Source organism: Pantoea sp. YR525, assembly GCF_900116775.1.
In the GTDB taxonomy this organism is placed as follows: domain Bacteria; phylum Pseudomonadota; class Gammaproteobacteria; order Enterobacterales; family Enterobacteriaceae; genus Pantoea; species Pantoea symbiotica.
Genome location: NZ_FPBU01000010.1, coordinates 105,800 through 126,327, shown reverse-complemented (window position 1 = coordinate 126,327; position 20,528 = coordinate 105,800). Strand labels below are relative to the sequence as shown.

Genomic DNA, 20,528 nt, shown 5'->3' with positions numbered 1-20,528 from the left:
ATGAGTAGCGCGTTGTGTGGGTATATCGCCAGATAGATAGGCGATGTATCTATCTCACTCAGGATGAAGTGGAGGATTGTTATGAACAAAGACGAAGCGAGCGGAAACTGGAAGCAGTTTAAAGGGAAATTTAAAGAGAAGTGGGGCAAGCTTACGGATGACGACATGACGGTGATCGAAGGTAAACGCGATCAGTTGGTCGGTAAAATCCAGGAGCGCTACGGTTATGCGAAAGACCAGGCCGAGCAAGAAGTTAAGGACTGGGAAAGCACCAATAAAGATTACCGCTGGTAATCGCCCCTTAATGAATATGCTCCTACCCGCCAATCATTTAGCGTAGTGATTGGCCCGGCACAAGGATGTGCCTCTCTATTTTCTTACCCGTTTTTTCCCCTCAACCTGATGGTCATGCTCGCAACTTTCATGATGCGTGCAAGCCGCCACTTCTGCGCAGTTCTCACACAGGCCATGCGCCTCAATTACAGTATGACGCAGAGAAAATCCCGCCTGATCCGCTAACGAAGCAATGGTCTTTTCCACACCATGAGCATGTTTTTCAGTCACTGCCGCGCAACCGTCACACACCAACATCACTGAAGTATGTGCCGGCTCATCAAAATGATGACAAACCACATAACTGTTATTCGACTCAACGCGATGAATAAATCCCTGTTCTAGCAGGAAATCCAGCGCGCGATAAATGGTGGGCGGTTTAGCTTGCGGTTCACTGACACGCAGCTGATCCAGCAAATCGTAAGCGCTTATCGAACCATTCTGCTCTGCCATCAAGCGCAGCACTTCCGCGCGCTGAGTGGTGAGGCGCACGCCGCGATCAAGGCAAAGTGATTCAGCCTGGGTAAGAAGTTGTTCTGGCGTGAGGTTTGACATAAGCATTCTCCGGGTTGCAGGTGATGTTATTTTATCACACAAATTTTTACGCTGCTGTGATTGCTTATTTTGCTTAAATTCTTACAGAAAATTCCCACCAATCAATCGATTACCCTTACTGTTTTTCGATCAATTTTGTTGCAATCAACATTTCTGAAAAATGCGTACCGGCAGGCAGCGCAACGGCTGCACGGATTTTGCTTTGCAACTCACCGGGTTAGCGTCTATGGTTCAAAAGGTCTTAAGTAATTTCTGGTATCAATTTACTCACTGTTAATTTTTCTGCATAAAAACACAGCGGAATGATGCTTACGCATCCAATTCTGCGAATAGCAGTGCTATTTCCTTTTAATTCACAGCAATGAAGCGTTAGCCAGGGTTCAGAATAGCGGCTAACTAAACTTTCAGTCGGTGAGTGATTCAGCGACATTTCAAAGGTGATGGCAGGCTCATGGTGAAGACAATATTCAGGCACAAAAAAGTAGCTTATCTTGTTGGTTTGAATGCAGTATTTCTTTCTTCCTCAGCTCTGGCAGCAGGTACATGGTATGACGCGCGTAACGACGCAATGGGCGGTACCGGCGTAGCCTCTTCCACCTGGAGTTCCGCAGTGCTGGCTAACCCAGCATTGATGACCAAAGCGCAACCTGAAGATAACGTCAGCATCATTTTTCCTTCAGCCGGTGCACAGGTTACTGATAAAGACAAATTGATCGATCGCGTCGATGACATCACTGATACCGTTGATCGTTATCAGGACGTAATCGATAACCTGACCTTTGCCGATTACCTCAATGGTTACCCGCAGTTGAAGGCCGCAGCAGGCGATATGGCTAATCAGCTCAGCGATCTGCGCGGCAATAAAGCCAACGCAACGGCGGGCGTAGCCCTGGCCGTCACCGTTCCAAATGAAACCTTACCTTTTGCCTTTATCACTAAGGCGTACGGTACTGCGCACGTGCGCGCCAACGTAGCGGATAGCGATATTGCCTACCTGCGCGCTGTTGCCGATGGGTCAAGAATTCCTGTTCCGGGTGATGAAGATAACTTGCGCTCCAGCGCCAATGGCTTGGCGGCTCTGGTCACCGATTATGGTGTGTCAGTCGCGCATGAGTTCTCGATTGCCGGCCATCCGGTTTCTGTCGGCGTGACGCCAAAGCTGCAGAAAACCTGGCTGTATAACTACACCGCGAGTATCTACAACTACGACAAGAGCGACATCAACAACAGCCGCTATCGCAGCAGCGATACCGGTTTCAACGTGGATGCTGGCGTTGCAACGGATTTCGGTGAGAACTGGACCTTCGGTGTGACCGGGCAAAACCTGATCTCGCGCGATATCGACACCAAAGAGGTGAACGGCTACCGCGATACTTACCAAATACGTCCACTGGTTACGACCGGGCTTTCCTGGAATAACGGGCCGTTCACGCTGGCCGGTGATGTTGATCTGACTGAAACCAAGCGCTTCAAATCGGAAGACAGCAGCCAGTATGCTGGCGTAGGTGCGGAGTATCGTGTACTGAATTGGCTGGCGCTGCGCGCCGGTTATCGTGCCGATCTGAAGTCGAACGATACTGACGTGTTCACCGCTGGTTTGGGTGTGTCACCGTTCAACAATACCGTTCATCTTGATCTGGCCGGTTCTGTGGGTAAAGACAATACCGTGGGTGCGATGCTGCAGCTCGGATTTAACTTCTAATTCCCCGTCTGATAACGGGCGGCTGTGCCGCCCGTTTTGCTGTGATATGATTGCGCAGTTTCTCATCACTTAACTTACTGCGGATTTACTGCGTTTCATGACCGATACTTTCTCCTCGCAACGTTTTTCCATCGCCCCAATGCTCGACTGGACCGATCGTCACTGTCGTTATTTCCACCGTCAGCTGAGCGGCGACACGCTGCTATACACCGAAATGGTGACGACCGGCGCGATCATCCACGGTAAAGGTGACTATCTGGCTTACAGCGAGGAAGAACATCCGCTGGCGCTGCAGCTGGGTGGTAGCGATCCCGCCGCGCTGGCGCAGTGCGCAAAGCTGGCAGAAGAGCGTGGCTACGATGAGATAAACCTCAACGTGGGTTGTCCGTCCGATCGCGTACAGAACGGCCGTTTTGGAGCTTGCCTGATGGGCGATGCGGCGCTGGTTGCCGACTGCATTAAAGCGATGCGCGATGTGGTGAGCATTCCGGTGACGGTGAAAACCCGTATCGGCATTGATGAGCAGGACAGCTACGAATTCCTGTGTGATTTTATTGGCACCGTGGCGCAACAGGGCGGCTGTGATACCTTTATTATCCACGCGCGCAAAGCCTGGCTTTCCGGTTTGAGTCCGAAAGAGAATCGCGAGATTCCGCCGCTCGATTATCCACGCGTCTACCAATTGAAGCGCGACTTCCCGGCGCTGACCATGGCGATTAATGGCGGCATCAAAACCCTGGAAGAAGCTAAGCTGCATCTGCAGCATATGGATGGCGTGATGATGGGGCGCGAAGCCTATCAGAATCCGGGCATTCTGGCGCAGGTGGACCGCGAACTTTTTGGCCGCGATACGCCGCGCGTCGATCCGGTGGCAGTGGTGCGCTCGATGTATCCGTACATCGAAGCTGAATTATCTAAAGGCATGTATCTCGGCCATGTTACACGTCATATGCTTGGCCTGTTCCAGGGTATTCCCGGTGCGCGCCAGTGGCGTCGTTACTTAAGTGAAAACGCCCATAAACCCGGTGCCGATGTGCGCGTGCTGGAAGCGGCGTTAGCGTTGGTAGCGGATAAGATCCCGCAGGAAGTGATGTAATCATCGTCAGGCAAGCCGGAGCGTTCCGGCTTTTGTAGGGTGCGCATTCATGCGCACATCAAGGCCAGCAGGATGGTTTTTTCTGCGCCATAAATTAGTTTTTTTCATCATCCTTTCAAGCCTTCACTCATCCCTTATCCAACATATTCAAACAGTTAGCCAAATTTATAAGTTGGCACGCATCTTGTAATATTCCTGATGTTACTCACACAGGAGAGCCTTAGTGGAAATTCTATTTGTTATCGGCTTTTTTCTGATGCTGCTGTTCACCGGCGTTTCGTTGCTGGGCGTGATTGCGGCATTGGTGGTGGCGACCGCTTTGATGTTCTTTGGCGGATTGCTGGCAATTGTTATCAAAGTGTTGCCATGGCTGGTGCTGGCAGTGGCTGTTGTATGGCTTTATCGCGCATTTACCACGCCTTCAGGTGAGGCTAAATTACGCAGGCTGAAAAGAAAAATCAGTGACTTAGATAGAAGGGATTGGCGCTAATTGCGGTGATGATCACAGACTCGGAAATTGCTTAGAATAATTCCGCATTTAAACATATTTTTTACTTATGTTTTCTGTCAGGATGATTGGCGTTGTTTCAAACGAATTCATCGCCGCTGTCCCTACACCAGCGCGAACTATAAAAAAGAAAGAAAAAGGGGCTTCCTACGGGAAGCCCCGTTTGCATTTAGCGATCAGGGAATCAACAGGCTGGAACCCTGAGTTGCGCGACTCTCCAGCACCTGATGCGCGCGCAACGCGTCACGCAAGGCAAATTTCTGCTGCTCTGACACATTAAGCTGAATTGCCCGGCTGGCGATCAATGAGAACAATTCATTACTGGCGGCATCCAGTTCTTCGCGGTTGGTGATGTAGCCGAACAGCGAAGGGCGAGTGACGAACAGCGAGCCTTTCTTATTGAGAATGCCAAGATCAACGCCGGTTACCGGACCCGATGCATTACCAAAGCTGACCATTAATCCGTGGCGACGCAGGCTATCCAGCGAAGGTTCCCAGGTATCTTTTCCCACCGAGTCATACACTACGGCCACTTTCTCGCCATTGGTCAACTCGCTGACGCGCTTCGCAATATCCTCTTCGCGATAGTTGATCGTCGCCCAGGCGCCGGCATCTTTGGCAATCTTCGCTTTCTCAGCTGAACCTACAGTGCCAATCAGATGTGCGCCGAGCGCTTTGGCCCATTGGCAGGCGATCAAACCCACGCCACCGGCTGCGGCATGGAACAGGAAGATTTCATCGGCTTTCACTTTATAGGTTTGGCGCAGCAGATACTGCACGGTTAACCCTTTAAGGAAAGAGGCCGCGCCTTGCTCAAAGGAGATGCTGTCCGGCAAGATTACCAGGCGATCCTCCGCCACATTGTGCACTTCGCTATACGCACCGAGCGCGGCCTGGCAATAGACCACGCGGTCGCCCGCCTTAAAACGCGTCACCGCCGATCCCACGCGCTTCACCACGCCGGCCGCTTCGGTGCCCAGGCCGGAAGGGAAGCTGCTTTGCGGATACAAACCGCTGCGCACGTAGGTATCAATGTAGTTAATGCCAATCGCCTTGTTTTCCACCTGCACTTCGTGCTCGGCGGGATCGGCTAATTCGAAATCGACCCATTGCAGCACATCTGGGCCGCCGTGTTGGTTGAACTGAATACGCTTTGCCATTCTGACTCCTGTGATTGTTCATCCTGGGACGTTATACTTGCGCGTCCCTTTCACGATCGGTAATGCATTCACTATGGCAGGAAATAAACCCACCAACAAATCGAACGAACCCCGCGATCGGCAGCTGGAAGGCGTGAAAATGCCGCCGCATTCCATAGAAGCGGAGCAGTCGGTGCTCGGTGGGTTGATGCTGGATAACCAGCGCTGGGACAACGTTTCTGAACGCGTCGTCGCCAATGATTTCTTCAACCGCTCGCACCGCATGATCTTCACGGAAATGCAGCGTTTGCTGGAAGCGGGCCAGCCGATCGACCTTATTACACTCTCTGAATCGCTGGAAACGCTGGGCGAATTAGAGATGGCCGGCGGCTTCGCCTATCTGGCCGAGCTGGCAAAGAATACGCCAAGTGCGGCGAACATCGGTGCTTATGCCGATATCGTGCGCGAACGTGCAGTAGTGCGCGAGATGATCTCGGTGGCGAACCAAATCGCCGATGCCGGTTACGATCCGCAAGGACGGAGCAGTGAAGATCTGCTCGACTTCGCCGAATCCAACGTTTTCAAAATTGCTGAACAGCGCGCCAATAAAGATCAGGGTCCGCAGAATATCGAGCAGATTCTCGAAGCCACGGTTTCGCGTATTGAGTCGCTAGTTTCAACGCCGCACGATGGCGTGACCGGCGTCGATACCGGCTATCAGGATTTGAACAAAAAAACCGCCGGTTTACAGGGCTCGGATCTGATTATCGTCGCGGCGCGTCCTTCAATGGGCAAAACCACCTTCGCCATGAATTTGTGCGAAAACGCCGCGATGTTGCAGGACAAGCCCGTGCTGATTTTCAGTCTGGAGATGCCCAGCGAACAGCTGATGATGCGTATGCTGGCATCGCTGTCGCGCGTGGATCAGACGCGTATTCGTACCGGTCAGTTGGAAGATGAAGATTGGGCGCGCATTTCCGCCACCATGGGGATTTTGCTCGAGAAGAAGAACATGTTTATTGATGACTCTTCTGGCCTGACGCCAACTGAAGTGCGTTCACGCGCGCGCCGCATTTTCCGCGAAAACGGCGGATTGAGCCTGATCATGATCGACTACCTGCAGCTGATGCGCGTGCCTGCACTGTCCGACAACCGTACGCTGGAGATCGCAGAGATCTCGCGCTCGCTCAAAGCGCTGGCGAAAGAGTTGAATGTGCCGGTGGTGGCGCTGTCGCAGCTGAACCGCTCACTGGAACAACGTGCGGATAAGCGTCCGGTGAACTCGGATCTGCGTGAATCAGGCTCGATCGAGCAGGATGCCGACTTGATCATGTTCATTTATCGTGACGAGGTGTATCACGAAAACAGCGATCTTAAAGGCATCGCCGAGATCATCCTCGGTAAGCAGCGTAACGGCCCGATCGGTACGGTACGTTTGACCTTTAATGGCCAATGGTCGCGCTTTGATAACTACGCTGGCCCGCAATACGACGACGAATAACCCTTTCAACCCGGATGCATGCACGTTTTGTGCATGCATTTCACGTCATCAGAAAATAGTGTTGGACAACCCCGGCTTTAATCAGGTTATCTGTACCAAAGCGCCCCTTATTTCGCTGTGGAAACAGAATGACTCAGGTAGACGATCACGACCTTAAGATATTGACATTATTACAATCTAACGGACGCCTCACCAACCAGGAACTCAGTGATTTAGTCGGACTTTCGGCATCGCAATGTTCACGCCGCCGCATCAATCTTGAGCAGGCCAATCTCATTCTCGGCTATCACGCGCGCCTCTCGCCCGACGCGGTGGGCCTTGGCATGGTGGGATTAATTGAAGTGCGATTGAAAAACCACACGCCCGATTATGAAGAGAGTTTCCATCGCATGGTTGAGGAAGAAGCCGCCATCGTCGATGCCTTTAAAACCACCGGCGATGCCGATTATCTGCTGAAAGTAGCGGTGGCCGATTTGGCTTCTCTGAGCGCGTTGATCAGCCAGTTAGTGGCTGGTCATCAAAGCGTGGCACATGTGAAAACGTCCGTGGTATTGAGCCGTTTAAAAGAGAACGGTTTGATGATGATCCCGCAGCACAAAACGCGCCAAAAAAGTGCGTGATGTGCTAATCTGGTGCAATTATTGCCTTAATAATGCAAAAAACGCGCACCAGAAAACAGATTTGTGCATGGGTTGATGGTTTGAGTCTCAATTGATGCACAAAAACCTGCAATAAAGCGCCTTAGTTATCAATTGGATAATCGCTGGCACCCATCGGCGGCGCGCATACGTCGCCGATGTGGTGCGTTTTTTGCATTTGAACCGCATCATTTGCAATGAGATTAACCCATGGATAACGTTGTTCAACCCACCAAAGTTCCCCATTCGCTGATTGAAGATGCGCTGGCAATAGTGCTCGGCACGCTGATGGTCTCTTTCGGCGTCATTATGCTGAAACAGGCTGGCGCACTGACCGGCAGTTCAGCGGGTATTGCCTTCTTAATCAGCTATTTGTCGCCGCTCTCCTTTGGTAGCGCCTTCTTCCTGATCAACCTGCCATTTTACTGGCTGGCCGTGCGCCGCATGGGCTGGGAATTTACCCTGAAAACCTTCTGCGCCGTTGGCCTGGTGTCGCTGTTCGCCCATTTGCATCCGCTGTTTGTGCATTTTTCTGCGCTAAATCCGTTTTATGCGACACTGTTCGGTAACGTGGTGATGGGCATTGGGTTTATAGTGTTGTTCCGTCACAAAGCCAGCCTCGGCGGCATCAATATTTTGGCGCTCTGGCTGCAGGACCGCATCGGTCTGCGTGCCGGAAAACTGCAAATGGCGGTTGATACCTGCGTGGTATTAGCGTCACTGTTTGTGGTGTCGTTACCGATGCTGTTTGCTTCAATCGCGGGCGCGGTGATCCTCAATCTCATCATCGCAATGAATCATCGTCCCGGCCGTTACATGGTTTGATGACGCATCTTTACCTCTTATTTATGACCAATCATGGAGATCTGCACCGTGTTTCAAAACGTTGATGCCTATGCCGGCGATCCGATTCTGTCGTTGATGGAAACCTTCAAACAAGATCCGCGCGATAACAAAGTAAACCTGAGCATTGGTCTCTATTACAACGAAGCGGGCATCATTCCTCAGCTGCAGGCGGTTGCCGCAGCAGAAGAGCGCCTGCAGGCGCAGCCGCATCAGGCGTCGCTGTATCTGCCGATGGAAGGTCTGAACGCTTACCGTAACGCCATTGCACCGCTGCTGTTCGGTAAACAACATCCGATGCTGCAAGCGGGCCGTATTGCGTCCATCCAGACCTTAGGTGGCTCAGGTGCGCTGAAAGTCGGTGCTGATTTCCTTAAGCGTTACTTCCCAGCGTCAAACGTGTGGGTGAGCGATCCAACGTGGGAAAACCATATCGCAATCTTCAACGGTGCGGGCTTCGATGTAGAGACTTATCCGTGGTACGACGCAGAAACCAACGGCGTGAAGTTTGATGCGTTCATCGCCAAGCTGAAAACCTTGCCGAAACAATCCATCGTTCTGCTGCATCCGTGCTGCCACAACCCAACCGGCGCCGATCTGACCAACGCGCAGTGGGACGAGACTACCGAAGTGCTGAAAGCGCAGGAGCTGATTCCGTTCCTCGATATCGCTTATCAGGGCTTTGGTGCGGGCATGGAAGCAGATGCTTATGCGATTCGCGCCATTGCGGCTGCCGGCTTGCCAGCGCTAGTGAGCAACTCGTTCTCCAAGATCTTTTCGCTGTACGGCGAGCGTGTTGGCGGCTTGTCCATTGTCTGCGACAGCGCGGAAGAGTCTGCTCGTGTGCTGGGTCAGCTGAAAGCGACTGTGCGTCGCAACTATTCCAGCCCGCCAAACTTTGGTGCGCAGGTGGTTTCCTGCGTGCTGAACGACGAAGCGCTGCTGAATAACTGGCTGGCAGAAGTGGAAGCGATGCGTCTGCGCATTATCGAAATGCGCCAGGCGCTGGTGAATGTGTTGAGCACCAAGCTGCCGGGCCAAAACTTCGATTACCTGCTGAAGCAGCGCGGTATGTTCAGCTACACCGGCCTGAGCGCGCAGCAGGTTGATCGTCTGCGTGATGAGTTCGGCGTCTACCTGATTGCCAGCGGCCGCATGTGCGTTGCCGGCCTGAACAGCCGTAACGTCAACCAGGTTGCTGAGGCGTTTGCCGCAGTAATGTAAGCCTTTATACCCGAGCAAAACAAAGCCACCACGCTAACTCGCTGGTGGTTTTTTTATGGGCACAATCGGGACGGGTCTTGTTGGCTCCAGTTAGTCAGACCTTTAGTTTTGAGCGGTTTATGTTTTTCGGAAACACCAGAACGTTTGAAACTAACAACAAGGAACCGCCATGAGCCATTTCTCCTCTGTGATGAAACCCCTCGCGTATGCCATGACGTTGGCAATCACATTGCCAGCATTTGCAACCGAACTGACGCGCGATAACGGCGCGCCGGTTGGTGATAACCAGAATTCACAAACCGCGGGCGAGCACGGTGCGGTGCTGCTGCAGGACGTGCAGCTGATCCAGAAGCTGCAGCGCTTTGACCGTGAACGCATTCCAGAGCGCGTGGTTCACGCACGCGGTACCGGCGCACACGGCGAGTTCCGCGCCAGCAAAGACATCAGTGACTTAACCATTGCCGAAGTGTTCAAACCGGGCAGCGTAACGCCGGTATTTGTGCGTTTCTCTTCAGTTGTTCACAGCAAACATTCTCCGGAAACGCTGCGCGACCCACGCGGTTTTGCCACCAAGTTTTACACCAGTCAGGGCAACTGGGATTTAGTCGGCAACAACCTGCCGGTGTTCTTCATCCGTGACGCGATTAAATTCCCGGACATGGTGCACGCATTTAAGCCTGATCCACGTACCAACCTTGGCAACGACGCCCGCACTTTTGATTTCTTCTCACATGTACCAGAAGCCACGCACGGCCTGACCATGTTGTTCTCCAACATGGGTACGCCAGCAAACTATCGTCAGATGGATGGCAACAGCGTGCACGCCTATAAGTTTGTCAACGCAAAAGGCGAAGTGCACTATGTGAAATTCCACTGGAAAACCCTGCAGGGCGAGAAAAACCTCGATCCAGGCGAAGTGGCGGCAATTCAAAGCGGCACCTTCAGCCACATGACCGAAGATTTAGTGGCATCGATCAACAACAAAGCCTTCCCGAAATGGGATCTCTATATTCAAACCATTAAAGCCAGCGATCTGGATAAATTCGACTTCAACCCGCTGGACGCCACCAAAATCTGGCCGGGTATCGCTGAAGTGAAAGTGGGCCAGATGGAACTGAACCGCAACGTGGATAACTTCTTCCAGGAAACCGAGCAGGTCGCGATGGCGCCATCGAATCTGGTGCCGGGCATTGAGCCATCAGAAGATCGCCTGTTGCAGGGCCGTTTGTTCTCCTACGCCGATACCCAGATGTACCGCTTGGGCGCCAATGGCCTGACGTTGCCGGTCAACGCGCCGCGCGTGCCGGTGAGTAACGGTAATCAGGATGGAGCGATGAACAGCGGCAAAGCTGACGATCATGGCGTGAACTATCAGCCAAGCCGTATCTATCCGCGTGAGGAGCTGCAGAGTGCACGTTACAGCCACAGCCCGCTGAGCGGCACCACACAGCAGGCGATGATTGCTAAAACGCAGAACTTTAAGCAGGCGGGCGATCTGTATCGTTCCTTTAACGACAAAGAGAAAACCGATCTGATCAATTCTCTGGGCGGCGCGCTGAAAGGTGTGGATGTGCAGAGCCGCGCCATTATGCTGTCGTATTTCTACAAGGCCGATAAAGAGTACGGCGAGCGTCTGGCTGCCATCACCAAAGATGATGTGGGCAACATCAAAACCATGGCCGCTAAGCTGAGCGACTAACCTTCAGGCGGCAGAGTTCACGCTCTGCCGCTTTTTCCTCTCTTCAGGGTTTACCTTTCGCCGACATGCTGCACACTTAAACGGTGTGATTACTTTTAGGATTCTGGCATGTGGCATCAACAAACGCTTACGCTTGGCGCCAAAGCGCGCGGCTTTCATCTGATTACCGACGAGATTGTCAGCCAGCTTCACGGCTTATCCGATGTGCGCGTCGGCCAATTGCATCTCCTGCTGCAACACACATCGGCGTCTCTAACGCTAAATGAGAATTGCGATCCCACTGTGCGCAGCGATATGGAGCAGCATTTCTTACGCCATGTTCCGGAAAGTGCGCCTTATCAGCACGACTACGAAGGGGCCGACGACATGCCTGCACACATCAAATCGTCGCTACTCGGCGTTTCGCTCCTGATTCCGGTCAACCGTGGTCGCCTGATGTTAGGCACATGGCAGGGAATCTGGTTGGGTGAACATCGGGTGCAGGGCGGTGCGCGGCGTATCGTGGCGACCTTACAAGGGGAATAAAACATGAACACATCGGATTTACTGACGTACTGCATGAGCAAGCCGGGCGCGGAGCAAAGCTTTAAAGAGTGCTGGCAGGCGACGCAGATTAAAAGTGAAGGCGTGCTGTTTGCCATGCTTTATGAGGTAAAAGGGCGTCCGGCTTTGTCGCTGAAAGCAACGCCTGCACTGGCGGAATTATTACGTGAGGAGCATAACGATGTGTTTCCCAGCGAGCACTTAAACAAGTCGCACTGGAGCACGTTGTGGCTGGACGGTTCGCTGAAGGATTCGCAGATTTACTATCTGGTGGATGCTTCCTGGCAACAGGCTGACGCCACGCGTGAAGCGGGCGTCAACCATGATGACCACTGAGGCGAATTAAGCCGCAGATTCTTCGCGCAGGGTATTGATATCAATCACGAAGCGGTATTTCACGTCGCTTTTCAGCATACGCTCGTAGGCTTCGTTGATTTGATTCATCGCAATCAGTTCGATATCTGAAGTGATACCGTGCTTGCCGCAGAAATCCAGCATCTCCTGGGTTTCCGCGATGCCGCCAATCAGTGAACCGGCGATGCTGCGACGTTTGAAGATCAGGTTGAAGACCTGTGGTGCCGGGTGATCGTGCTCCGGTGCGCCGACCAGCGTCATGTTGCCATCACGCTTCAGCAGGGCGATGAACGGGTTGAGATCGTGCTGCGCCGCAACGGTGTTCAGAATGAAGTCAAAGCTGTTGGTGTGCGCTGCCATTTGATCGGCATCTTTCGAGATCACCACTTCATCCGCGCCAAGGCGTTTACCATCCTCAATTTTTGACGGTGACGTGGTGAACAGCACCACATGTGCACCCATCGCATGAGCCAGTTTCACGCCCATGTGACCCAGGCCGCCCAAACCAACGATACCGACTTTTTTACCCGGACCAACATTCCAGTGGCGCAGCGGCGAGTAAGTGGTGATACCAGCACACAGCAGCGGCGCAACGCCCGCCAGATCGAGATTCTCTGGAACGCGCAGCACGAAGCTTTCATCTACCACCATGCTGGTGGAGTAACCGCCGTAGGTGATGGCTTTGGTTTCGCGATCTTCGCCGTTGTAGGTGCCAACAAAGCCATTTTCGCAATACTGCTCCAGCCCTTCCTGACAGCTTGGACAGCTGCGGCAGGAATCAACCATACAACCAACGCCCACCAAATCACCCACTTTGTAGTTGTGAGTGTGCGCGCCAACGGCAGTGACGCGACCCACGATTTCATGGCCCGGCACTACAGGGAAAATGGTGTTGCGCCATTCGTTGCGCGCGGTATGCAGGTCAGAGTGGCAGACGCCGCAGTACAACACTTCAATCTGCACATCATGAGCGCGCAGTTCGCGTGGCTTAAAGTCGAACGGGGCGAGTTTTGCTTTCGCGTCCTGTGCGGCATAGGCATGCGTAATATTCATGGTGTCTCCAGTAGGATGTGTCGTGAGTTTTATGCGGGATCCCGTAAGGGATAAAAGGCGCGTGAATCACGCCAAAAGGAACGCTGTAAGGATAGTCAGCAGGATGGAATGCGTATATGCCTGAAGTTGTCTGATTCTTGCCTGTTCCTGCATTTCGTTGCGGAATTCGGCAGAAAAAATCAGGCCCGCAATTGCGGGCCTGGGAGAAAATTACTTCTTCAACATTGGCTTAAGGAAACGTGCCGTGTGTGATTTTTCACACTCTGCCACCGTTTCTGGCGTACCGGACACCAGGATTTCACCGCCGCCGCTGCCGCCTTCCGGGCCGAGATCGACAATCCAGTCTGCGGTTTTCACCACGTCGAGGTTGTGCTCAATCACCACGATGGTGTTGCCCTGATCGCGTAGCTGATGCAGCACTTCCAGCAGTTGCTGAATATCCGCAAAGTGCAGACCGGTGGTCGGCTCATCAAGGATATAGAGCGTCTGGCCGGTGCCACGTTTAGACAGTTCACGCGCCAGTTTTACGCGCTGCGCTTCACCGCCCGAGAGCGTGGTCGCCGACTGGCCGAGGCGGATATACGACAGGCCAACATCGATCAGCGTTTGCAGCTTACGCGCCAGCGCCGGCACCGCATCAAAGAACTCGCGCGCTTCTTCGATGGTCATATCCAGCACTTCGTGAATGCTCTTGCCTTTGTATTTAATCTCCAGCGTTTCGCGGTTATAGCGTTTGCCTTTGCACTGATCGCACGGCACGTAGATGTCCGGCAGAAAGTGCATTTCTACCTTGATCACGCCATCGCCCTGACAGGCTTCGCAGCGTCCGCCGCGCACGTTGAAGCTAAAGCGGCCCGGATTGTAGCCGCGTGAACGCGCTTCCGGTACACCGGCGAACAGCTCACGTACCGGCGTGAAAATGCCGGTATAGGTCGCGGGATTCGATCGTGGCGTACGGCCAATTGGGCTTTGATCGATATCGATCACTTTATCGAAATGCTCGAGACCGGCGATCTCACGATACGGCGCGGCTTCGATGGTGGTAGCGCCATTGAGCTGGCGCTGCGCAATCGGGAACAGCGTATCGTTGATCAGAGTTGATTTACCCGAGCCGGACACGCCGGTGATGCAGGTAAACAAGCCGACCGGAATCGTCAGCGTGACATCTTTGAGGTTGTTACCGCGCGCACCGGTGAGTTTCAGCACTTTGGCTGGATCGCCTTTGACGCGCTGTTTAGGGATCGCAATTTCACGTTTGCCGCTGAGGAACTGGCCGGTCAGGGAATTTTCATTCGCCATAATCGCGTGCACATCGCCTTCAGCAACCACCTGACCACCGTGCACGCCGGCGCCCGGACCGATATCGATCACGTGGTCAGCGGCACGAATCGCATCTTCATCGTGCTCCACCACAATCACGGTATTACCGAGATCGCGCAGGTGAATCAGCGTGCCGAGCAGGCGTTCGTTATCGCGCTGATGCAGGCCGATGGACGGTTCATCCAGCACGTACATCACGCCAACCAAACCGGCACCAATCTGGCTGGCCAGACGAATACGTTGCGCTTCACCGCCGGACAGCGTTTCCGCCGAGCGTGACATCGACAGGTAATTCAAGCCGACGTTAACCAGGAAGCTCAGGCGATCGCCAATCTCCTTAAGGATTTTTTCCGCGATCTGCGCACGCTGACCACTCAGCTTCATGTTGGCGAAGAAATCCATCGCATGGCCGATGCTCATTTCTGAGATGGTTGGCAGGTTGGTGTCTTCGACAAAAACATGGCGCGCTTCACGACGCAGACGAGTGCCTTCACAGCTGGCACAGGCGCGGTTGCTGATAAATTTCGCCAGCTCTTCACGCACCGCGTTGGATTCCGTCTCTTTATAACGGCGCTCCATGTTGTGCAGCACGCCTTCAAACGGATGGCGGCGCACTGAGGTGTCACCGCGATCGTTGATGTATTTGAATTCGATATTCTCTTTGCCGGAACCGTACAGAATCACATTGCGCGCGTTGTCGCTCAGGCTGTTGAACGGAGCTTCGACATCGAATTGCAGATGCTCAGCCAGCGAGCGCAGCATCTGGAAATAGTAGAAGTTACGGCGATCCCAGCCGCGAATGGCGCCGCCCGCCAGCGAGAGCTCGGGATTTTGCACCACACGATCGGGATCGAAATATTGCTGCACGCCCAGGCCATCACAGGTCGGGCAGGCACCGGCCGGATTGTTGAACGAGAACAGGCGCGGTTCGAGTTCGCGCATGCTGTAGCCACAAATCGGGCAGGCAAAGTTAGCTGAGAACAGCATCTCTTCGGCGCTGGTGTCATCCATATCGGCGACGATCGCCGTGCCACCGCTCAGTTCCAGCGTGGTCTCGAAGGATTCGGCCAGACGCGTTGCCAGATCGTCGCGCACGCGGAAGCGGTCAATCACCACTTCAATGGTGTGTTTCTTCTGCAACTCCAGTTTCGGCGGATCCGACAGGTCGCACACTTCACCATCGATACGCGCACGGATATAGCCCTGCGCGGCGAGGTTTTCCAGCGTTTTGGTGTGTTCGCCTTTGCGATCTTTCACCACTGGCGCCAGCAGCATCAGACGACGGCCTTCTTCCTGCGACAGCACCTGATCAACCATCTGGCTCACGGTTTGCGCCGCGAGTGGAACATCATGGTCCGGACAGCGCGGCTCACCCACGCGTGCAAACAGCAGGCGCAGATAGTCATGAATTTCAGTAATGGTGCCGACGGTGGAACGCGGGTTATGCGAAGTCGATTTCTGCTCAATGGAGATGGCGGGCGAAAGACCTTCAATATGGTCAACGTCCGGTTTCTCCATTAATGAAAGAAACTGGCGCGCATAGGCCGAAAGCGACTCGACATAGCGACGCTGGCCTTCGGCATACAGCGTATCAAACGCCAGCGAAGACTTACCGGAACCTGACAGACCGGTGACCACAATGAGCTTATCGCGAGGGATGATCAGGTTGATGTTCTTCAAATTATGGGTGCGAGCACCGCGGACTTCGATCTTATCCATTCACCTTTCCCGGATTGAACAACACTCGCCATGCCTTGCCAGCACGACCAGCAGAAACGGTCCATTATGGCACAAAAAATAAACTGAATAAATATCCAGTGTTTTTGCTATTCTGTCCGCCGATAAATTTTGGAATCCCGCTCTAAAGTGGGCACACGCCAATGTGACGTGATACAATTTTTCGCTTAGACTTTTAGCATCAACTCATCGGGAGACAGCAACATGGCCAGTCGTGGCGTAAACAAAGTGATTCTAGTCGGGAATCTGGGTCAGGATCCGGAAGTGCGCTACATGCCAAATGGTGGCGCGGTAGCCAACATTACGCTGGCCACGTCAGAAAGCTGGCGCGATAAGACAACCGGTGAAAACAAAGAGATCACTGAATGGCACCGCGTTGTGCTGTTCGGCAAGCTGGCGGAAGTGGCTGGCGAATACCTGCGTAAAGGTTCTCAGGTTTACATCGAAGGCCAGCTGCGTACCCGCAAATGGACCGATCAGGCCGGCCAGGAAAAATACACCACTGAAGTGGTAGTTAACGTTGGCGGCACCATGCAGATGCTGGGCGGACGTCAGCAGGGCGCGAACGCAGGTGGCGCACCTTCGGGCGGCCAGGGCGGCGGCAATAACAACGGTTGGGGCCAGCCACAGCAGCCACAACAGCAGCCGCAGGGCGGTGGTAACCAGTTCAGCGGCGGTGCGCAGCAACGTCCACAGCAGCAGAGCGCACCAGCCAACAACGAACCGCCAATGGATTTTGACGACGATATTCCGTTCTGATTATCTGCCTGAGCAATCTCAGGCCTGACGTCATCGAATCCAGAAATGCCATTCCGCGAGGAGTGGCATTTTTTTTATCAGCAGCCGAATAAGTTGCAGCCTTAATGCGGTCGCCATTCCCGCAATAACGCTTCCGTCTCACGCACCAGCACCGGATTGCCCGGCATAATCAAATCGGCCCACACTTCGTTGTGCTGATTGATCTGCTGCTGCGCGGAAACATAAGTGCGGTCGGCGGTGGTATGCGCATCGGCGGCGACGGTGATGTGATAGCCGAGGCTGGCGCCGACTTTGATGGTGGTATCAACACAGTAATCGGTCGCGCAGCCGCAAATGACGAAGTTTTTAATGCCCAGTTGGTCGAGTTGAGCGGCAAGATCGGTTTGCCAGAAGCTATCGCAAGCGGTCTTATTGATGAAGATGCCGTTGGCTGGCTGCTGCAACTCGGGCACAATCGCCCAACCAACTGAATCAACTTCTAAACCTGGCCCAACGTGCTGGATGAAAATCACCTGATCGGCCGCAGCGGTTAATTGATTGATCCGCTCGCAGCGTCCGGCACGATCAAAACGCGGCGTTGCCAGCACGCCATTTTGCATATCCACCACAACTACGACTCGATTCGCCATTTCACTCTCCTAAGTTTGAAGCCTCAGTGTGGATTGCCGACGCGCAGAGGTAAAGCAATTCACCTTTGCATTTCTCGCCACTGCCGCGCATGCTTATAAGCGATTTATTCCGGAGGTGTGTCGTGAAGGTGGTTCCTGAAATCTTTCCTTGTGAGCAAGATCGTGCGCAGTTTCAGCATTTCGCTGAGCTGCCGGGCATCGAGCTGTATCAGGCGCACATCTCCCGCTACGCTTTTGAACCCCATACCCATGAAGCCTTTGGCATCGGTACTATTGAGTCCGGCGCCCAGCGCTTTCGCTATCGCGGCGCCAACTACACCGCGCCACAGCATTCGTTAGTGATGATGAATCCCGACGAACTTCATACAGGTGAATCTGCCTGTGACGAAGGCTGGCGCTATCGCATGATCTATATCGATCCGCGGGAAATGGATCGTCTGACCGGCGATCGTGATTGGTGGTTCACCGATGCACTGCGCACCGATGCGCGGCTTGCGCAGCCGTTCTCGCAACTGCTGGCGCAGATGTGGCAGGCGGAAACTACGCTGGAGCGCGAAAGCATCTTGCTCGAATTGCTGGAGTTAATGCGACCGCTGGCGCGTCAGGGACAGCAACGACCTGCCGAAGGTGCGCATCGTTTTGACGCGGTTCGGGACTATTTGCGTGAAAACCTCGCCGAACCGGTGCGGCTTGAAGAACTTGCTGCGCTGGCATCGCTGTCGCCATGGCATTTCCTGCGCAGTTTCAAACAGCACTTCCACGTCACGCCGCATCAAATGCTGATGGCTTTTCGTTTGTTCGCCGCAAAACAGCAGCTGGCGCGCGGCGACAGTGCGGCAACCGTTGCGGCATCGGTCGGCCTTACCGATCAGGCACATCTCACCCGCGCCTTCGCGCATCGCTACGGCATCACGCCGGGCCGCTATCAAAAACAAGTGTTCCCTTCACGCTAACCGCAATCTGCTACAAGCCTTTCGCCTCCGCCTGCGTCACACTGCAGCGGAATGCATATAAAGGAAGAGTTTATGTTTGCTGGAATACTGTTTGCGCTGGCAGCGGGATTGATGTGGGGATTGATCTTTGTGGGTCCGCTGCTGATACCGGATTATCCGGGCACTTTGCAATCGGCCGGACGCTACGTCGCCTTTGGATTGGTGGTGTTGCCGCTGGCCTGGCTGGATCGCCGTCGTTTGCGTCAGCTGGCGCGCAAGGATTGGATTGAAGCGCTGAAGCTGTCGCTGATTGGCAATTTACTCTATTACGCGTTTCTCGCCAGCGCGATTCAACGCACCGGCGCGCCCATTTCGACCATGATTATCGGCACCTTGCCGGTGGTGATTACCGTGACGGCTAATCTCTGTTATGGCCATCTTGAAGGGCGCTTGCCGTGGCGCAAATTGACGCCGGCTTTGCTGATTATTGCCGCAGGCCTGGCTTGCGTGAATGCCGCCGAACTTCAGACGCAAGGTCCCGATTTTGATTGGTCGCGCTATCTCACCGGTTTAGGGTTAGCGGTTCTGGCGGTGGCATGCTGGACATGGTATCCGCTGCGTAATGGTCTATGGTTACGCGCGCATCCCCAGCACAAGCCATCCAGCTGGGCGACGGCACAAGGTTTGGTGACGCTGCCGCTGGCGATAGTGTTCTATCTATTGGTCTGCGTGCAGCTCCACTGGCAGCAACCTGCATTTGCGCTGCCCTTCGGGCCGCAGCCGCAACGCTTTCTATTATTAATGTTAGGTATCGGGCTGATCTGCTCATGGCTGGGCACACTTTGCTGGAATGCTGCCAGCCAACGCGTGCCGACAGTGATCATGGGGCCGCTGATTGTGTTCGAAACCTTAGCCGGATTGCTGTGGACATTCCTGTGGCGACAAAGCTGGCCGCCGCTGTTAACTGCGGTCGGCATTGGCTGTTTGATTGTTGGCGTAATCTACGCGATGCGCATTAAACCCCAGCCGCATATCACTGCGGTATAACTCATCAATGAGCGCTGCTGAAAAATCATTTCGGCAGCGTACTCCGCTGTATTTTAAGAATTTGACTAGCTCCTCTTACACCTCAAATCCCGCTTTCTGACGCTGACCAGGCCGTCGATATAACTTTTCGGCTAATTTCAGCCGCTTTTTCAGTCCTGATTTGTCATAAACAGACATGCCGCTGCGTCCCGCGCGACAGTGTTTGGCCGTATTCAGGCGCACTAAACCTTCATTAATCCTCGTTCTTCCTGGCTATAGCAGGCCCTAAAGTGGAAAAAACCGGCGCGTTAAGGCGGAAAAACATGCATCTAACCTACCGTTTATTGCCGTTTGGCACTGAAGATTGGCACTCGAAAGCCACTTTTTGCTTAAGGGAATAGGGCGTTGTTAAGAAAGATTCCATTAACCGTTGGCAAAAAACCATTAAGCGCAACGATGAATAGGGTGCAGTAATTTAACTTATCTCCCGCTTTTTGGCTGTTATTGTTTAGGCTCGATAACCTTTCTTATCAGGATTATTCCTGGCGGCATGATGAGAAATTATGGTCTACGCGCGTCAACCGAATGATGAATGAATCCAGGAATAGATCCAGTTAAAAACAGAGGTTATGTGTGAGCGGTTACACGGCGTTGTTCATTAATGCTTAACAGAATTGTCTGCATTCAGGGCTGATGATTAATGTTGGTAAAGTAATAATTGAAGCGCCAATCTCACCGAAATGAGATTGGACTTCGTTTGAATGGCTTGAATAGAGAGACTTTTGCTGATGTGAATCTATTTTACCGCAAAAAAGGAAGCAATTCCGCGATGGTATTCATCAGGAAAAATTGGAGCGAATTGTTATGTTGTGAACGCCGTATTAAATGATCTTCATATCTTCTGGTAAGAACAAATCTCAGCATTAAGTCAAATAAC

At 53.3% G+C, this 20,528-nt stretch carries 19 protein-coding genes; 14 read left to right on the top strand and 5 right to left on the bottom strand.

Features of this window, described 5'->3' with window-relative positions; genetic code table 11:
- Positions 1-81 precede the first annotated feature (81 nt).
- Entirely contained in the window at positions 82-294 is a 213-nt protein-coding gene (locus BM323_RS20085) for a CsbD family protein (protein WP_008109944.1), read from the top strand.
- Positions 295-369: 75 nt separating this feature from the next.
- Here the strand turns inward: BM323_RS20085 and zur are convergent, their stop codons facing one another.
- The gene (zur, locus tag BM323_RS20080; protein WP_008109945.1) at positions 370-888 is read right to left on the bottom strand and encodes a zinc uptake transcriptional repressor Zur; all 519 of its coding nucleotides are present in this window, start codon (positions 886-888) and stop codon (positions 370-372) included.
- A 451-nt stretch (positions 889-1,339) separates the two neighbouring features.
- Between zur and traF the strand changes: the two genes are divergently transcribed.
- The 3 genes from traF to pspG all read left to right on the top strand — a co-directional run bounded on the left by traF (position 1,340) and on the right by pspG (position 4,176).
- Complete coding sequence (gene traF, locus BM323_RS20075; RefSeq protein ID WP_036649981.1) at positions 1,340-2,590, top strand: conjugal transfer protein TraF; 1,251 nt, start codon at positions 1,340-1,342, stop codon at positions 2,588-2,590.
- Between the two features lie 97 nt (positions 2,591-2,687).
- Positions 2,688-3,686 (top strand): tRNA dihydrouridine(20/20a) synthase DusA, encoded by a 999-nt coding sequence (gene dusA, locus BM323_RS20070; protein ID WP_008109947.1) that lies wholly within the window; start codon positions 2,688-2,690, stop codon positions 3,684-3,686.
- 223 nt (positions 3,687-3,909) lie between these two features.
- Positions 3,910-4,176, top strand: coding sequence for an envelope stress response protein PspG (gene pspG / locus BM323_RS20065; RefSeq protein WP_008109948.1), 267 nt, complete (start codon positions 3,910-3,912; stop codon positions 4,174-4,176).
- Between the two features lie 194 nt (positions 4,177-4,370).
- Here the strand turns inward: pspG and BM323_RS20060 are convergent, their stop codons facing one another.
- The gene (locus BM323_RS20060) at positions 4,371-5,354 is read right to left on the bottom strand and encodes a quinone oxidoreductase (protein WP_008109949.1); all 984 of its coding nucleotides are present in this window, start codon (positions 5,352-5,354) and stop codon (positions 4,371-4,373) included.
- A gap of 73 nt (positions 5,355-5,427) precedes the next feature.
- Here BM323_RS20060 and dnaB point away from each other — a divergent pair, with 73 nt between their 5' ends.
- The 7 genes from dnaB (at position 5,428) to BM323_RS20025 (ending at position 12,117) form a co-directional block, all read left to right on the top strand.
- Complete coding sequence (gene dnaB / locus BM323_RS20055) at positions 5,428-6,834, top strand: replicative DNA helicase (protein ID WP_036649986.1); 1,407 nt, start codon at positions 5,428-5,430, stop codon at positions 6,832-6,834.
- 128 nt (positions 6,835-6,962) lie between these two features.
- On the top strand, positions 6,963-7,454 hold the full coding sequence (locus BM323_RS20050; RefSeq protein ID WP_008109951.1) for an Lrp/AsnC family transcriptional regulator: 492 nt from the start codon (positions 6,963-6,965) through the stop codon (positions 7,452-7,454).
- 228 nt (positions 7,455-7,682) lie between these two features.
- Entirely contained in the window at positions 7,683-8,297 is a 615-nt protein-coding gene (locus BM323_RS20045) for a YitT family protein (protein ID WP_091004258.1), read from the top strand.
- A 48-nt stretch (positions 8,298-8,345) separates the two neighbouring features.
- Positions 8,346-9,539, top strand: a complete 1,194-nt coding sequence (locus BM323_RS20040; protein WP_008109955.1) for an amino acid aminotransferase — start codon at positions 8,346-8,348, stop codon at positions 9,537-9,539.
- 190 nt (positions 9,540-9,729) lie between these two features.
- Positions 9,730-11,238, top strand: a complete 1,509-nt coding sequence (locus BM323_RS20035) for a catalase (protein WP_085982368.1) — start codon at positions 9,730-9,732, stop codon at positions 11,236-11,238.
- A gap of 108 nt (positions 11,239-11,346) precedes the next feature.
- Positions 11,347-11,763, top strand: coding sequence for a secondary thiamine-phosphate synthase enzyme YjbQ (locus BM323_RS20030; RefSeq protein ID WP_008109959.1), 417 nt, complete (start codon positions 11,347-11,349; stop codon positions 11,761-11,763).
- A gap of 3 nt (positions 11,764-11,766) precedes the next feature.
- Positions 11,767-12,117, top strand: a complete 351-nt coding sequence (locus BM323_RS20025; protein ID WP_008109961.1) for an MmcQ/YjbR family DNA-binding protein — start codon at positions 11,767-11,769, stop codon at positions 12,115-12,117.
- A gap of 6 nt (positions 12,118-12,123) precedes the next feature.
- On the opposite strand, the gene BM323_RS20020 is transcribed toward BM323_RS20025, so the two are convergent.
- Positions 12,124-13,188: an NAD(P)-dependent alcohol dehydrogenase gene (locus BM323_RS20020; protein ID WP_008109962.1), complete on the bottom strand. Its 1,065-nt coding sequence runs from the start codon at positions 13,186-13,188 to the stop codon at positions 12,124-12,126.
- 210 nt (positions 13,189-13,398) lie between these two features.
- Positions 13,399-16,227: an excinuclease ABC subunit UvrA gene (gene uvrA, locus BM323_RS20015; RefSeq protein WP_008109963.1), complete on the bottom strand. Its 2,829-nt coding sequence runs from the start codon at positions 16,225-16,227 to the stop codon at positions 13,399-13,401.
- A 222-nt stretch (positions 16,228-16,449) separates the two neighbouring features.
- Here uvrA and ssb1 point away from each other — a divergent pair, with 222 nt between their 5' ends.
- On the top strand, positions 16,450-17,004 hold the full coding sequence (gene ssb1, locus BM323_RS20010) for a single-stranded DNA-binding protein SSB1 (RefSeq protein ID WP_008109965.1): 555 nt from the start codon (positions 16,450-16,452) through the stop codon (positions 17,002-17,004).
- Positions 17,005-17,105: 101 nt separating this feature from the next.
- Here the strand turns inward: ssb1 and BM323_RS20005 are convergent, their stop codons facing one another.
- Entirely contained in the window at positions 17,106-17,633 is a 528-nt protein-coding gene (locus BM323_RS20005; protein ID WP_008109967.1) for an isochorismatase family protein, read from the bottom strand.
- A gap of 122 nt (positions 17,634-17,755) precedes the next feature.
- Here BM323_RS20005 and BM323_RS20000 point away from each other — a divergent pair, with 122 nt between their 5' ends.
- Together BM323_RS20000 and BM323_RS19995 are read left to right on the top strand one after the other, a co-directional pair.
- The gene (locus BM323_RS20000; protein WP_008109968.1) at positions 17,756-18,586 is read left to right on the top strand and encodes an AraC family transcriptional regulator; all 831 of its coding nucleotides are present in this window, start codon (positions 17,756-17,758) and stop codon (positions 18,584-18,586) included.
- A 72-nt stretch (positions 18,587-18,658) separates the two neighbouring features.
- On the top strand, positions 18,659-19,612 hold the full coding sequence (locus BM323_RS19995) for a DMT family transporter (protein WP_008109969.1): 954 nt from the start codon (positions 18,659-18,661) through the stop codon (positions 19,610-19,612).
- Positions 19,613-20,528: the final 916 nt, after the last annotated feature.